This is a genomic window from Sulfuriferula sp. GW1, assembly GCF_047300855.1.
Classification (GTDB): domain Bacteria; phylum Pseudomonadota; class Gammaproteobacteria; order Burkholderiales; family Sulfuriferulaceae; genus Sulfuriferula.
Map to the genome: position 1 here is coordinate 92,031 of NZ_CP170197.1, position 14,469 is coordinate 106,499.

At 59.2% G+C, this 14,469-nt stretch carries 11 protein-coding genes and 1 riboswitch; of the genes, 4 read left to right on the forward strand and 7 right to left on the reverse strand.

Going from position 1 to position 14,469, the window contains the following annotated elements; all coding sequences use genetic code 11:
• Positions 1-284: 284 nt before the first annotated feature.
• Positions 285-3,050 carry a magnesium-translocating P-type ATPase gene (mgtA, locus tag ACFDAU_RS00485; protein WP_413438085.1) on the forward strand — a complete coding sequence of 922 codons (2,766 nt, stop codon included), beginning with the start codon at positions 285-287 and terminating at the stop codon, positions 3,048-3,050.
• A gap of 15 nt (positions 3,051-3,065) precedes the next feature.
• Here the strand turns inward: mgtA and metF are convergent, their stop codons facing one another.
• The 4 genes from metF to metK all read right to left on the reverse strand — a co-directional run bounded on the left by metF (position 3,066) and on the right by metK (position 7,060).
• Positions 3,066-3,896, reverse strand: a complete 831-nt coding sequence (gene metF, locus ACFDAU_RS00490; RefSeq protein ID WP_413438086.1) for a methylenetetrahydrofolate reductase [NAD(P)H] — start codon at positions 3,894-3,896, stop codon at positions 3,066-3,068.
• A gap of 8 nt (positions 3,897-3,904) precedes the next feature.
• Positions 3,905-4,252, reverse strand: coding sequence for a phage holin family protein (locus ACFDAU_RS00495; protein WP_413438087.1), 348 nt, complete (start codon positions 4,250-4,252; stop codon positions 3,905-3,907).
• A 47-nt stretch (positions 4,253-4,299) separates the two neighbouring features.
• Positions 4,300-5,718: an adenosylhomocysteinase gene (gene ahcY / locus ACFDAU_RS00500; protein ID WP_413438088.1), complete on the reverse strand. Its 1,419-nt coding sequence runs from the start codon at positions 5,716-5,718 to the stop codon at positions 4,300-4,302.
• 35 nt (positions 5,719-5,753) lie between these two features.
• A riboswitch (S-adenosyl-L-homocysteine riboswitch) is annotated at positions 5,754-5,830 on the reverse strand.
• Positions 5,831-5,896: 66 nt separating this feature from the next.
• Positions 5,897-7,060: a methionine adenosyltransferase gene (gene metK, locus ACFDAU_RS00505; RefSeq protein ID WP_413438089.1), complete on the reverse strand. Its 1,164-nt coding sequence runs from the start codon at positions 7,058-7,060 to the stop codon at positions 5,897-5,899.
• Positions 7,061-7,131: 71 nt separating this feature from the next.
• Here metK and ACFDAU_RS00510 point away from each other — a divergent pair, with 71 nt between their 5' ends.
• The 3 genes from ACFDAU_RS00510 to ACFDAU_RS00520 are packed head-to-tail and all read left to right on the forward strand — an operon-like array spanning position 7,132 to position 9,383.
• Positions 7,132-7,998: a lysophospholipid acyltransferase family protein gene (locus tag ACFDAU_RS00510; protein WP_413438090.1), complete on the forward strand. Its 867-nt coding sequence runs from the start codon at positions 7,132-7,134 to the stop codon at positions 7,996-7,998.
• A 3-nt stretch (positions 7,999-8,001) separates the two neighbouring features.
• Complete coding sequence (locus ACFDAU_RS00515) at positions 8,002-8,874, forward strand: lipid A biosynthesis acyltransferase (RefSeq protein ID WP_413438092.1); 873 nt, start codon at positions 8,002-8,004, stop codon at positions 8,872-8,874.
• Positions 8,871-9,383, forward strand: coding sequence for a GNAT family N-acetyltransferase (locus ACFDAU_RS00520; RefSeq protein WP_413438093.1), 513 nt, complete (start codon positions 8,871-8,873; stop codon positions 9,381-9,383). The genes ACFDAU_RS00515 and ACFDAU_RS00520 overlap by 4 nt, the downstream gene beginning before the upstream one ends.
• On the opposite strand, the gene ACFDAU_RS00525 is transcribed toward ACFDAU_RS00520, so the two are convergent.
• The 3 genes from ACFDAU_RS00525 to ACFDAU_RS00535 all read right to left on the reverse strand — a co-directional run bounded on the left by ACFDAU_RS00525 (position 9,356) and on the right by ACFDAU_RS00535 (position 14,388).
• The gene (locus ACFDAU_RS00525) at positions 9,356-10,729 is read right to left on the reverse strand and encodes a sensor histidine kinase (RefSeq protein WP_413438094.1); all 1,374 of its coding nucleotides are present in this window, start codon (positions 10,727-10,729) and stop codon (positions 9,356-9,358) included. The two genes, ACFDAU_RS00520 and ACFDAU_RS00525, sit on opposite strands and share 28 nt — an antisense overlap.
• The gene (locus ACFDAU_RS00530) at positions 10,716-11,396 is read right to left on the reverse strand and encodes a response regulator (protein ID WP_124703638.1); all 681 of its coding nucleotides are present in this window, start codon (positions 11,394-11,396) and stop codon (positions 10,716-10,718) included. The genes ACFDAU_RS00525 and ACFDAU_RS00530 overlap by 14 nt, the downstream gene beginning before the upstream one ends.
• A 334-nt stretch (positions 11,397-11,730) precedes the next feature.
• Positions 11,731-14,388 carry an EAL domain-containing protein gene (locus ACFDAU_RS00535; protein ID WP_413438095.1) on the reverse strand — a complete coding sequence of 886 codons (2,658 nt, stop codon included), beginning with the start codon at positions 14,386-14,388 and terminating at the stop codon, positions 11,731-11,733.
• Positions 14,389-14,469 lie beyond the last annotated feature (81 nt).

Consider the following 14,469-nt stretch of genomic DNA (forward strand, 5'->3'; position numbering starts at 1 on the left):
TGTCGCCAGTGCATAACTGGCGATCGCCCGGTTAGATAACCCGCAGAACCGCTTCTGCCGCTATCTCGCCGAGCGCGAGAAGCGGTGTCAAACACCGGTCAACCCCTGACCGGCCCCCTTGCATCACTTCGCACCGACCCTTTGCGTGGCCATACTTCATGTTGGCGCATGGCTGCGAACTCGCCTCATCGTTCTCCTTTGGAATGCAATGCCCACGGTAAGCTGCGAGACAGCCTGCTGCGACATAATGCGCTAATTCAAATTTGTCGTTTGAATGGAAAAAAATGAATTTCAATATTCTGAAAGAGGTTTTTGCCGGCTTCATTCGCAGCCGCGCCATGGGCCGTCACTTCCGGCGGCTGGCGCTGCTCGATGCGCTCACCGGCACGGGTGTCAGCAAAGAAGTGCCACCATCGCTGGCACAGACCCTGACTGGCGCCGCCAAAAGCGACGTCGATGCGTTGCTGAACAGCCTTGGCTCGCATGCCGACGGCCTGAGCGAAAACGAGGCCGAGACTATCCGCGAGCGCGTCGGCGCCAATGAGGTTGAGCACGAAAAACCCATGCCGTGGTGGCTGCATCTATGGCACAGCTATCGCAATCCGTTCAATCTGCTGCTCACCATTCTCGCACTGGTGTCCTACCTGACCGGGGACATGAAGGCGACTATCGTCATTTCGACCATGGTGGTGCTGTCCACGCTGTTGCGCTTCTGGCAGGAGTCCAAATCCAACAAGGCGGCGGACAAACTGAAGGCGATGGTGAGCAACACGGCCACCGTGATGCGCCGTGATCCGGCCGAAGAGGCTGCCGAGGACGCACGCAAATACTTCAACGCAGTCCTGCATCCGAAAGGCCCGCGCAAAGTTGAAGTACCGATCAGGCAACTGGTGCCGGGGGATCTGGTGGTGCTGTCGGCGGGCGACATGATCCCTGCGGACCTGCGCGTGCTGACTGCCAAAGACCTGTTCCTGGCGCAGTCGGCAATGACCGGTGAATCGCTGCCGGTGGAGAAGTACGCCAACCCACGCAACCCGGAGGCCACCAACCCGCTGGAACTGGACAATATCCTGTTCATGGGCACCAACGTGGTGAGTGGTTCGGCAACGGCTATTGTTGTCACTACCGGCAGCCAAACTTATTTCGGGGCGCTGGCCCAGCGCGTGACCACCACCGACCGCGCGCCGACCGCCTTCCAGGCCGGGGTGAACAAAGTCAGCTGGCTGCTGATCCGCTTCATGTTCGTGATGACGCCGTTGGTGCTGTTCATTAACGGCTTCACCAAGGGCGACTGGGTCGAGGCGTTCCTGTTCGCGTTGTCGGTTGCGGTGGGCCTGACTCCGGAAATGCTGCCGATGATCGTCACTGCCACCCTGGCCAAGGGCGCAGTGGTGCTGTCGCGCAAGAAAGTCATCGTCAAACGGCTGGACGCGATCCAGAACTTTGGCGCGATGGACGTGCTGTGCACCGACAAGACCGGCACCCTGACCCAGGACAAAATTTTCCTGGCTCGTCACACTGACGTGTTCGGCGAGGTGTCGGATCAGGTGCTGGAGTACGCCTATCTCAATAGCTACTACCAGACCGGCCTGAAAAACCTGCTCGACGTAGCGGTGCTGGAACACGCCGAAGTGCATCGTGAACTCAACGTCGCAAAGCACTACCGCAAGGTGGACGAAATCCCTTTCGATTTTCAGCGCCGGCGCATGTCCGTCGTGGTGTCAGAACGCGATGATCACCACGAACTGATCTGCAAAGGGGCGGTGGAGGAGATCCTCGGTGTGTGCAACCGGGTGCAGCATGGCGATGCGATCGAGCCGCTCTCGGCTGAACTGCTGGCGCAGGTGAATAGCCTGACTGCCGCCCTCAATGAAGAGGGCCTGCGCGTGGTGGCGGTCGCGATGAAAGAAACCCCTCCCACCCAGAACGTTTACAGCGTAGCGGACGAATCCGGCCTGGTCCTGGTTGGCTATATCGCCTTCCTCGACCCGCCCAAGGAATCCACCGCCCCTGCACTCAAGGCGCTGCAGGCACACGGTGTCGCCGTGAAAGTCCTGACTGGGGACAACGAGCGCGTCACTGCCAAAATCTGCCGTGAAGTCGGCTTGCCGACGCAAGGCGTGATACTGGGCAATACGATCGAGGCAATCAGCGATGCCGAGCTGGCGCTCGTGGTCGAACAGCACAACGTGTTCGCCAAGCTCTCGCCTGCGCACAAGGAGCGCATCGTGCGCGCGCTCAAAGCCAATGGTCATGTGGTGGGTTTCATGGGCGACGGCATCAACGACGCGCCCGCCTTGCGTGCCGCCGACATCGGCATTTCGGTGGATACCGCCGTGGACATCGCCAAGGAGGCTGCCGACATTATCCTGCTGGAAAAGAGCCTGATGGTGCTGGAAGAAGGCGTGATCGAAGGCCGCAAGACCTTCGCCAATATGCTCAAGTACATCAAGATGACTGCCAGCTCGAACTTCGGCAACATGTTCTCGGTGCTGGTGGCGAGCGCCTTCCTGCCGTTCCTGCCAATGCTGCCGCTGCATCTGCTGGTGCTGAACCTGCTCTACGATATCTCGCAGACCGCCATACCCTTCGACAACGTCGACGAGGAGCAGGTCAGGCTGCCGCAACGCTGGAATCCGGAGCATATCAGCCGCTTCATGGTGTTTTTCGGGCCGGTCAGTTCCATTTTCGACATCGCTACCTATGCCCTGATGTGGTTCATTTTTGGTGCCAACACGGTAGCGCATCAGACCCTGTTCCAGTCGGGCTGGTTCATCGAGAGTCTGCTGTCGCAGACGGTGATCGTGTATATGCTGCGCACCCAGAAAATCCCGTTCATCCAGAGCCGCATCGGCTGGCCGCTGCTGGCAACGACGATGGCTGTGATGATGGTCGGGGTGCTGTTGCCGATGGGGCCGTTCGCGCATTACTTCAGGCTGCAAGCGCTGCCGCTAGCCTACTTTCCGTTCCTGGTCGCCATCCTGTTCGCCTACGTGTTGCTGATTCAGGCAATGAAGCGGTTCTATACGCGCCGCTACGGCTGGCAGTAAGCAAGGGCTTGCCGGCTATAACCCCAGCCGCTGCCAGATGGTCGTGGTGAGCGTTGCCTGGTTCATGGTGTAGAAGTGTAAGCCGGGAGCGCCCGCCTTGAGCAGGCGCTCGCACAAATCGGTCACCATATCCAGACCGAAGGCGCGGATGGATTCGATGTCGTCGCTGTAGCCTTCCAGCTGCTTGCGCATCCAGCGCGGAATTTCTGCGCCGCAAGCGTCGGAGAAGCGCGCCAGCTGCGAGAAATTACCGATCGGCATGATGCCTGGCACGATGGGAAGGGTGATTCCCAGTGCGGCGCATTCGTCGACGAAATTGAAATACGCGTCGGCGTTGAAAAAATACTGGGTGATCGCGGAATTGGCGCCCGCGTCCACCTTGCGCTTGAAGTTGAGCAGATCGTCACGTGCGCTGCGGGCTTGCGGATGGTATTCCGGATACGCCGCCACTTCGATGTTGAACCAGTCGCCGGTTTCGCTGCGGATGAATTCCACCAGTTCGTTGGCGTAGCGAAACTCGCCGGTGCTGGCCATGCCCGAGGGCAGGTCGCCGCGCAGTGCCACAATGTGGCGGATACCATGAGTCTGGTATTGCTGCAGGATGGCGCGGATATTGTCATGGGTGGAGCCGATACAGGACAGGTGCGGTGCGGCTGCATAGCCGGCGCGCTGGATGTCGAGCACGGTTTCCAGCGAATGGTCACGGGTGGAACCGCCGGCGCCGAACGTTACCGAGAAAAACTTGGGTTTCAGCAAGGCCAGCTGGTCGCGCGTGACGCGCAGCTTGTCCATGCCTTCCGGCGTTTTGGGCGGGAAAAATTCAAAGCTGAAAGTGCGCTTGACCATATTCAGGTTTAATCCTTATTGCCGGGTATGAAAGCCGAGAGCACCCAGGCAATCACGCCATAGAGAATGGCGCCGACAAATGCAGCGCCGAAGTTGGTGACATGAAAGCCCGGCAGCAAACTGCCGGCCAGCCAGAACAGCAGGCCGTTCAGCACAAAATAAAACAGGCCCAGCGTCAGCAGCGTAATCGGCAGGGTCAAAATGGTCAGCACCGGGCGCACCACGCTGTTGATCAAACCCAGTACCAACGCGGCCACCAGGGCCCAGCCAAAACTCTCCACCTGGATGGCCGGCAGCAGGTACGCGACAGCCAGCAAAGCCACGGCATTCAATAACCACAGTAACAATAGACGCATTGTCGTGCTCCGGTTCGTAAAGTGTTTGCCGTCGCCTTTGATCCGGCTTAATAGCGGTAATGCGCTGCCTTGTACGGACCGTTCTTGTCCACGCCGATATAGGCAGCCTGCTTCTCGGTCAGTTCAGTCAACTGCACATTCAGCGTTTTCAGCTGCAGGCGCGCCACTTTTTCGTCCAGATGCTTGGGCAGCGTGTACACGCCTACCGGATAGTCGGCGGTACGGGTGAACAGCTCGATCTGGGCGATGGTCTGGTTGGCGAAGGACGAACTCATCACGTAGGACGGATGGCCGGTGGCGCAGCCCAGATTCACCAGGCGGCCTTTGGCCAGCAGAATGATGCGTTTGCCGTCCGGGAAAATCACGTGATCCACCTGCGGCTTGATTTCTTCCCACTGGTATTTTTCGATGCCGGCGACGTCGATCTCGTTATCGAAGTGGCCGATATTGCAGACGATGGCCTGGTTTTTCATTTTCACCATGTGGTCATGGGTAATGACATTGTAGTTGCCGGTGGCGGTGACGAAGATGTCGGCCTTGTCCACGGCGTAGTCCATGGTCACCACGCGATAGCCTTCCATGGCTGCCTGCAGGGCACAAATCGGGTCGATCTCGGTCACCCAGACCTGCGCGGACAAAGCCCGTAGCGCCTGCGCCGAGCCTTTGCCGACGTCGCCGTAGCCTGCGACCACGGCGACCTTGCCGGCAATCATCACGTCAGTGGCGCGCTTGATGCCGTCCACCAGCGATTCGCGGCAGCCATAGAGGTTGTCGAACTTGGATTTGGTGACCGAATCGTTGACGTTGAAAGCCGGGAATTTCAGCTCGCCACGTTCAAACATCTGGTACAGACGATGCACGCCGGTGGTGGTTTCCTCGGTCACGCCCTTGATTTGCGCGAGGCGCGTGGAATACCACGTGGCATCGATCGCCAGCTTGGCCTTGATTGCTGCGAACAGCACACGTTCTTCTTCGCTGCCCGGCCTGGACAGCACGCCGATGTCGGATTCGGCACGGGTGCCCAGATGCAGCAGCATGGTGGCATCGCCGCCGTCATCCAGGATCATGTTGGAATAGCCGCCGTCCGCCCATTCAAAAATGCGGTGGGTGTAGTCCCAGTAGTCGGTCAGCGATTCGCCCTTGACCGCAAACACCGGCGTGCCGGTCGCGGCAATCGCCGCCGCGGCATGGTCCTGCGTGGAGAAAATATTGCACGATGCCCAGCGCACTTCGGCACCCAGCGCCTGCAGGGTTTCGATCAGCACTGCGGTCTGGATGGTCATATGCAGCGAGCCGGTGATGCGCGCGCCCTTGAGCGGCTGGCTGGCGGCGAATTCCTCGCGGATCGCCATCAGGCCGGGCATTTCGATTTCGGCGATGTTGATTTCCTTGCGTCCCCAGTCGGCCAGCGACAGGTCGGCAATAATGTAATCGGGGGTAGTACTGGAATGGGTGACGGCGTTCATCACGCCCTCCTTTCTGTAATAAAGACCAAAAAAGCAAGACGTGAGCGCGGTTTCAAATTGAAACGCCTTGAGCCTGGCGGGATGGATACCCGTCGCAACGCTCCTCAAGGCTGGTTGGTAATTCTACCGCAGAGGGCGGGTCGAGCGCAGCATTTTTTGCTGCGCTCCCCTGAACGGCTTACAGGCAGGCATCCGCGCGCAGTGCCTCGGCCTTGTCGACGGACTCCCAGGTGAACTCCGGTTCGTCGCGGCCGAAATGGCCGTAACTGGCAGTGCGCGTATAGATCGGGCGCAGCAGGTTGAGAGTCTGGATAATCGCCTTGGGGCGCAGGTCGAAGTGGGCTTCCACCAGCTTGGCAATTTTTTCGTCGGCAATTTTGCCGGTGCCAAAGGTATTCACCATCAGCGATACCGGGCGCGCTACGCCGATGGCATAGGCCACCTGCACCAGGCACTTGCTGGCAAGACCGGCGGCGACGATATTCTTCGCCACATAGCGTCCGGCATAGGCGGCGGAACGATCCACCTTGCTCGGATCCTTGCCGGAGAACGCGCCGCCGCCGTGCGGCGCTGCGCCGCCGTAAGTGTCGACGATGATCTTGCGGCCGGTCAGGCCGGCATCGCCCATCGGACCGCCGATGACGAAGCGGCCGGTGGGGTTGACCAGATAGCGCACATCGTTTTTGAGCAGATCGCCGGAAATCACCGGCTTGATGATTTCCTCGATCACGGCTTCTTCAATTTGCGCGTGGGAAACGTCCGGGTTGTGCTGGGTCGAGACCACCACGGTGTCCACGTGTTGCGGGATGCCATCCACGTAGCGGATGGACACCTGGGATTTGGCGTCCGGGCGCAACCACGGCAGACGGCCATCCTTGCGCAGTTCGGCCTGGCGCTCCATCAGGCGGTGCGCCAGGTAAATCGGCAGAGGCATCAGCGAAGACGTTTCATCGCAAGCATAGCCGAACATCAATCCCTGGTCGCCTGCGCCCTGGTCGAGATCAAGGCCTTCGCCTTCATTAACGCCCTGGGCGATGTCTGCCGACTGCTTGCCGAAGGTGGTGAGTACGGAACAGGTGTGATAATCAAAGCCGATTTCCGAGCTGTTATAGCCAATTCGCTTGACTGCCTCGCGCGCCACCTGGTTGTAATCAACGGTGGCGTGGGTGGTAATTTCACCGGCGATGACCACCAGACCAGTAGTGACCAGCGTCTCGCAAGCTACACGTGCGTGAGGATCCTGAGTTAGAATCGCATCCAGTACCGCATCGGAAATCTGGTCGGCGACCTTGTCCGGATGACCTTCTGACACGGATTCCGAGGTAAAAATAAATTCTTTCATGGCACCATTCCCAAATCGCAATAGGCGAGGATGGTAGCAAACTTTAGCTGCGCCCGACACCATTCCCTATCATGACGCAATTTCTGCTCCGCTTGTTTGCCCGCCTCCCGCTACGTTGGTGGCACGTTGTGGGCGCGCTGGGTGGACGCCTGACGTATCGTTACAACGCCCGCTACGCCAAGCGTCTGGCGGACAATTTGCGGCAGAGCGGCATTGTTGCCGGCGCGAACGAATACCAGGCGCTGCTACGTCAGTGCGCAGCGGAAATCGGCAAGGGCGGCGCGGAAATCATCCCGATCTGGCTGCGTCCCTACGAGCAGACTTTAAAACTGGTGCAAGACTGCCAGGGCTGGGAGCATGTCGAAGCTGCCGTCAAACAAGGCAAGGGCGTGCTGGCGATGACCCCGCATCTGGGCTGCTTCGAGATTGTCAGCCTGTACTATGCGGCACGCCTGCCGATGACGGTGTTGTACCGTCCGCCGCGCCAGCAATGGCTGGAAGGCATCATGCGCGCAGGACGCGGGCGCGGCAAAGTCAATCTCGCCAAAACCGATGTCAAAGGCGTGCGCGCGCTGCTCACTGCGCTTAAAAAGGGTGAAGCGGTAGGCATTTTGCCTGATCAGGTGGCCAGCAAGGGCGAAGGCGCGTGGGCGAGTTTTTTTGGCCGCCAGGCCTATACGCCGACGCTGGTCGCGCGCCTGCACCAGTCCACCGGTGCGGTGCCGCTATTGATGTTCGGCGAACGCCTGCCCAAGGGGCAGGGCTATCGCATCCACATCGAGCCGCTCAACGCCGACCTGACCGGCAGCAAGGAGCACACTGCCGCGCAACTCAACGCTGCACTGGAAGCGCTGATCCGCAAGTATCCGGCGCAATACCTGTGGAGCTACAACCGCTACAAGCGCCCCGGCGGGGTTGAGCCGCCACCGGGGCAGTAGGTTATGTCCCATATCGGCATATTTTTTCTGTGGCTGGTGCACTGGCTGCCGCTGTCCATGCAGGCGGCGCTGGGCAATCTGCTGGGCAATCTGCTGTATCGTTTTGCCGGCCGGCGCCGCCGCATAGGCGAAATCAATCTGCAATTGTGTTTTCCGCAATGGCCTCAGGCTCATCGCAATGCTGTGCTGCGCGCGCATTTCCGCTGTGCCGCACGGGCTGCGCTGGAGCATGGCATTCTGTGGTGGTCGCCCGTTGAACGGGTGAAGCGCCTGGTGCATTTTGCCGGGCTGGAACATTTCCAGCCGCTGCAAGGCCAGCCGGTGATTCTGCTGGCGCCGCATTTTGTCGGTCTGGACATGGGGGGCGTGCGCTTCACTGCCAGCTATGCACCGATCGTGTCCATGTACAGCCGCATGAAAAATCCCCATTTCGACCGGCTCATGCTGCATGCCCGGACCCGTTTCGGCAGCTCGAAAATGTTTTCCCGCCACGATGGCGTGCGTCCGCTGGTGCGCGAGGTACGCCAGGGCTTGCCGCTGTATTACCTGCCGGATCAGGATTTCGGCGCCAAGGATGCTGCCTTTGTACCATTTTTCGGCGTTGCTGCAGCCACGGTGACCGCGCTGCCGCGCATTGCGCGCGTGGCGGGCGCCCGCGTGGTGCCCTGTGTCACGCGTCAGTTACCCGGCGGCAAGGGCTATGTGGCGCAGTTTTACCCGGCCTGGGACAATTTCCCGAGCGAGGATGTGGAAGCCGATACTCGGCGCATGAACGCCTTCATCGAAGAGCGCGTGCGCGAAATGCCCGAGCAGTATTTCTGGCTGCACAAGCGCTTCAAGACACGGCCACCGGGCGAGCCGAAACTGTATCCATGATTGCGTCCAACTGGCACATTGCCGCGCTGCAAGCCGGCCAGGCCGAGGCGCTGGGCGCGCTGGCGCGGCACATCTGGCAACGGCATTATCCCGGCATCATCAGCCAGGCGCAGATAGATTACATGCTGGATCAACGCTATGGCGCTGCGCTTATCCGGCAACAGCTTGTCCAGCCTGGCCACTGGTGGAAAGTGGCGCAGAATGACGCCGGGATGATAGGTTTTGTGCATTATTTCCTGGAGAGCGACCCGCAGCGCATCAAGCTCGACAAGCTCTATGTGCACCCTGACTGGCAGCGTCGCGGTGTGGGCGCTGCGCTGCTTGGCAGCGTCGAATCCGAGGCGCGCAGACAAGGCCGCACCATCCTCACGTTACGCACCAACAGGCACAACCACAGCGCGCTCGCCGCGTATCAGAAATACGGTTTTGTCGTCACGGCGCAGGTGATCACCGAGATAGGCGCAGGGTTTGTGATGGATGACTACATGCTGGAAAAATCGCTGGATTGAGAAAAGCTCACCCGGATCAGGGTGCCGCGGCCCGCTGGCGGTGCAAGGATTTCCAGCGTGGCGTCGTGCACCCGCGCAATTTCCTGCACAATTGCCAGCCCCAGACCGCAGCCGTCACCCGGGCTGCCTTCGACCCGGTGAAAACGTTCCAGCACCTTGTCGCGCTGCGACTCGGGGATGCCGATGCCGTTGTCCTCTACTTCCAGCACCGCAGCGCCAGCCTGCAGGCAGCGCACGGTGACGCTGCCGCCTGCCGGGGTGTAACGCAGGGCATTGTCAATCAGGTTGGCGAGCAGTTCACGAATCAACAGCGGCTCGCCCACCAGGGATGCGTTTTCCATATCGAAGCCGAGATCAATTTGCCGTTCCATGGCGCGGGGCACCCATTCGCGCGCAGCATCCTCGACCACATTGCGCAGATCCAGCGGCTGCATGGCATCGGGCGGCATGGCGCCGGGTTCGGCGCGCGCCAGCGTAAGCAGCTGGTTGGCAAGATGCGCAGTGCGTACGGTGGCGTCCAGGAGATGCGTGAGCGTGGCGCGCAGTTCAGCCGACATGGTGCCGCGCAAGGCAAGTTCAACTTGGGTTTGCAGTCCTGACAGCGGCGTGCGCAACTGGTGCGCAGCGTTGGCCAGAAAGCGCTGCTGGCCATTCATGGAATCTTTGAGTCGCGCCAGCAGCGCGTTGAGCGAGGCGACCACCGGCCGTACTTCGTCGGGTGCATGATGTTCGGGTACCGGGCGCAGGTCGCGGTGCGAACGTGCCGCGATTTCTTCCTGCAGGCTTTGCAGCGGTGCGAGGCCGCGCCGGATGCCGAACCACACCAGCAGCACTGCAGCCAGTGCAATCACCACGGCTGGCGCGAGCATCTCGGCCAGAATGCCGGCCAGATGATGGTCGCGTTTGTTCAGCGTTTCCGCCACCTGTAAATAGGCGCTGCTGCCATTGGGCAAATGCATCTTTAATGCGGCGATGCGGATATCGCGCCCGCGAAACGCACTGTTGTAGAAAACCGGTTTGTCGCTGATCTGCGCCGGTACCGGCAAGTACAGGTTGCCCGCCAGGCGCGTGCCATCGGCGGCGACAAGCTGATAGTAGATATTGTCGTAGGCATTCACCAGCAGCAGGTCGCGGACACTGGGCGGCAGGTTCAACACCGGTTTGCCGTTCACTACCTGGATATACTGCGCCAGCGCCAGCATGGGATCGAGCAGTTCCTTGTCGTAGGCGTCATTGGCGGCGTTGCGGGCCATGTAAAAAGTGCCCACTGAGCCCAGCGCCAGCAGCACCAGCAGCGGAATCAGCAGCCAGCCCAGCAGCAGGCGTCGCAGGCTACGGGTGTGCATTTTTCGCTTCTTCGAGCAGATAGCCGAAGCCGCGTATGGTACGAATCTTGATATCGGCAGGTTCGAGCTTGGCGCGCAGACGCGACATGTACACCTCCACTGCATTGGTGCTGATTTCCTCGTCCCAGTTGCATACCGCCTGCATGATCTTGTCTTTGCTCAGCACCTGCCCCTGGCGCATCAACAGGTATTCCAGCACGCCCCATTCACGCGCGGTGAGCCCGAGCTGGCTATCGCCCAGCCACGCCCGGTGCGCCAGCGTATCCATGGTGAGACGCCCGCAACTGAGTTTGGCGCTTTGCGCGTGATGTCCGCGCCGCAGCAGGGCGCGCACCCGCGCCTCGAATTCACCCAAGGCGAATGGCTTGACCATATAGTCATCCGCACCCAGGTCGAGGCCGCGCACGCGATCGGCCACCGCATCCCGTGCGGTGAGGATCAGCACCGGTACGGTAAGCCCGCGTTCGCGCAACTTGCTCAGCACGGCAAAGCCATCCTGGCCGGGCAGGCCGATATCCAGCACGACCAGGTCATAATGCTCGGCACCCAGTGAAAGCAATGCTTTTTCGCCGCTGACCGCGCGATCCACGGCATAGCCAGGCAATGCCAGCGAAATCGCCAGTCCGGCGGCAAGGAGTTCGTCATCTTCTACTATCAGAATTCGCATGGTTTTTTCCTTGAACTGCGTGATAAATGCGCTATTTAAGATTAAATCACCGAAACACCGGCGGCTGCGGCTCCGAGGTAAACAACGTGCCAGATGGCGATGCCGCCGACAGGCACTGCCACAAGCTGACCCTGGGCAGTATCATGTCTGGCAGGCTAGCGAAGCAGGCAATGATCCCGGCTTAGCCTTGCAGGCAACTGACGGAGAACATAAAAAAAGAACGAGGATGCGTTACATACAGCGAATTTTGAAGCTGTTGATTTATTTGTCAGCTGCAAAAACCGATCGGGCAGCCGATGAATACCGGCATCGGGTCATTACCGGTTTATGAAGATCAGCGTGCTGCAACTGAGCTGGTATCCAGCTCATCCGCAGGGAGCGGCCGGCTGAAGTAGTAACCCTGATATTCGTCACAACCCTGACCGCGCAGGAAGGCAAGCTGGGCTTCGGTTTCGACGCCTTCTGCCACCACCCGGATATTGAGCTGGTGCGCCATCACGATGATTGCTGCAACCATGCCCTCGTCGTCCGGGTCTGTGGTGATGTCGCGTACAAAAGACTGGTCAATCTTGAGCTTGTCGATGGGGAAACGCTTGAGATAGCTCAAGCTGGAATAGCCTGTGCCGAAGTCGTCGAGTGATAACTCAATGCCCAATGCCTTCAGCTCGCACAGAATGCCGATGGCTTCTTCAGGGTTTTCCATGATGACGCTTTCGGTGACTTCCAGTCCCAGCCAGTGCGGATCCACGCCGGTTTCCTTCAGCACTTGAGTGAAAGTCTGTACCAGGTGTTTCTGACGGAATTGGCGTGGCGACAGATTGACCACCATGCGCTGCAGCGCTATCCCCTGTTCGCGCCATTGTTTAAGCTGATAACAAGCCCGCCGGAGCACCCAGTCGCCGAGCGGTATGATCACGCCGGAGTCTTCGGCGATAGGAATAAACCGGGCCGGGGAAATCAGTCCCAGTTCGGGATGATTCCAGCGTACCAGTGCTTCGGTGGCAACGATACGGCCATCCGCAATATTCACCAGCGGCTGATAATGAAGCAGTAACTGGTTGCGATCAATTGCCTGGCGCAGACTGCTTTCCAGCAGCAGGCGCTCAGCGGCTGCCGCATTCATCGTCTGGGCGAAGAACTGGTAATTGCTGCGCCCCGCTTCCTTTGCATGGTACATGGCCGTATCGCTGTTCTTGAGCAGCGTTTCGACATCCGCACCATCCTGCGGATAAACCGCGATGCCGATGCTGGCGCCGGTGTGCAAGTCTTGTCCGTTGATAACAAATGGCGCTGACAGGGCGCTGAGTATTTTTTGCGCCACCACAGCAGAATCCTCGGCAGCGCTCAGACTTGCCAACAGCACAATGAACTCATCGCCACCCTGCCTGCCAACCGTATCTTCCGCCCGTAAAGACTCGATGAGCCGTTGGGCGACCATTTGCAGCAGTTGATCTCCCACGTTGTGTCCGAGAGTATCGTTAATGCTCTTGAATTTATCCAGATCGATGAACATGACAGCAAACTGTGCATCGGCGCGCCGGGCCCATGCGATGGTTTGCTGAATTCTGTCCTCGACCAGGCGCCGGTTGGGTAAGTCCGTGAGCGCATCGAAATGCGCCAGACGGATGATTTTTTCCTCGGTTGCCTTGCGCTCGGTGATATCACGCATGATGCCGATGAACATACGCTTCCCGTCCAGGCTAAACTCTGAAACCCGCAGCTCCATTGGAAAAGTCTCGCCATTACTGCGCTGTGCCGACACTTCGCGTGCGGCGCCGATTACGTGGGATTCGCCGGTCTGCAGATAGCGCTCCAGATATTGGTCGTGCTCGCTACGGTAAGGTTCGGGCATCAACATGGATATGTTTTCGCCAAGAATGTCCGCGCTGCGATAATTGAACATCCGTTCCGCACCCGGGTTGAACAGCTCAATCATCCCATTGGACGAGATGCTGACGATGCCTTCATCAACATTGTCGAGCAGCATCCGCACCCGGTTTTCACTATCGCGCAAACGTACATTCGCCGCACGCGCTTCCCGCTCCGAGCGCACCAATTCGTTTATCAGCGGAGTCAGCAGCCAGCGCAGCAACAATAGCGCTATAGCAAGCATGGCGACGATTAGCGGCAACAGATAACGTAGCTGGCTCCAGATCGGCGCATACAGCTCGGCGCTATCCATTTTCAAAACCATACCCAGCCCTAAATCGCCAACCGGACTGTATGCGGCGACCACCTCCTGACGGCGGTAGTCCTGTGCAATGATGAATCCGGTTTCTCCCTCCAGGGCATGGGTCATGGGCAATGGCGTACCTTTCGGCGATCTTTTGGCTATAGTGATGACGTGACGAGTGAGTGTAGTGGGAAAGCACTGCATTTGATTGGCTCCCGTGGATGCACACAATGCCAGTTCCGCAGTTTTGCCCGAACGCGCCACACTCTTGAATATGCTGTCCAACGTAGGTAATGGTGTTTCGGTGACCACCCGTCCGACGACGCGCCCGGCTTTCATCATGTTTACCTCCGTGCGCAAAAAGAACCGGGTGCTGAACAGGATTTGCGTGCGGCCGGCAGTATTCACCGGAACGCTGAGTGCGGGCTTCTGCAAGAAAGCACCGGCGTCTGCGACCTCTTTCCCTTCCGCATCGAATAACGAAATTGCGGTGAGCCCGGTCGAAAGAAAGGATTGGGCAGCCTTGGTAAGTACAGTCAGCGTTGCGTTGTCTCCGGAGTGCGTGTTCGCGTACTCCATTTGATTAATCAGCAAGGGGCGCGTGGCAACCGTCTGGCCTTTCTCAAAGGCGCCCCGGATTTCGGATTGAGCGATATCGACGTGGTTTTGTAGCGATGTCTGAAGACTTTGTCTGAGCAGAGCCTCGGTGTGGCGCTGCATGATGTAAAACACCATCACGCCGACCAAGATACTGACTACGATCAGGATGGCCCCGGCCACAAAGCCAATCCGCTGCTGATCAATTTTGTGTTGTGGCATGTATCTATGAGTCTGTCATGTAAAAGAGGGATGTCGGCATGCGAATGCGAAGCCCTGATGACACTCCGCCACTCCACTCAT

Excerpts from the sequence above, each read along its gene's own strand:
- mgtA (WP_413438085.1), top strand. The coding sequence starts at position 285 with ATGAATTTCAATATTCTGAAAGAGGTTTTTGCCGGCTTCATTCGCAGC.
- metF (WP_413438086.1), bottom strand. The coding sequence starts at position 3,896 with ATGGTCAAGCGCACTTTCAGCTTTGAATTTTTCCCGCCCAAAACGCCG.
- metK (WP_413438089.1), bottom strand. The coding sequence starts at position 7,060 with ATGAAAGAATTTATTTTTACCTCGGAATCCGTGTCAGAAGGTCATCCG.
- ACFDAU_RS00510 (WP_413438090.1), top strand. The coding sequence starts at position 7,132 with ATGACGCAATTTCTGCTCCGCTTGTTTGCCCGCCTCCCGCTACGTTGG.
- ACFDAU_RS00525 (WP_413438094.1), bottom strand. The coding sequence starts at position 10,729 with ATGCACACCCGTAGCCTGCGACGCCTGCTGCTGGGCTGGCTGCTGATT.
- ahcY (WP_413438088.1), bottom strand. The coding sequence starts at position 5,718 with ATGAACGCCGTCACCCATTCCAGTACTACCCCCGATTACATTATTGCC.
- ACFDAU_RS00520 (WP_413438093.1), top strand. The coding sequence starts at position 8,871 with ATGATTGCGTCCAACTGGCACATTGCCGCGCTGCAAGCCGGCCAGGCC.
- ACFDAU_RS00515 (WP_413438092.1), top strand. The coding sequence starts at position 8,002 with ATGTCCCATATCGGCATATTTTTTCTGTGGCTGGTGCACTGGCTGCCG.
- ACFDAU_RS00495 (WP_413438087.1), bottom strand. The coding sequence starts at position 4,252 with ATGCGTCTATTGTTACTGTGGTTATTGAATGCCGTGGCTTTGCTGGCT.
- ACFDAU_RS00535 (WP_413438095.1), bottom strand. The coding sequence starts at position 14,388 with ATGCCACAACACAAAATTGATCAGCAGCGGATTGGCTTTGTGGCCGGG.
- ACFDAU_RS00530 (WP_124703638.1), bottom strand. The coding sequence starts at position 11,396 with ATGCGAATTCTGATAGTAGAAGATGACGAACTCCTTGCCGCCGGACTG.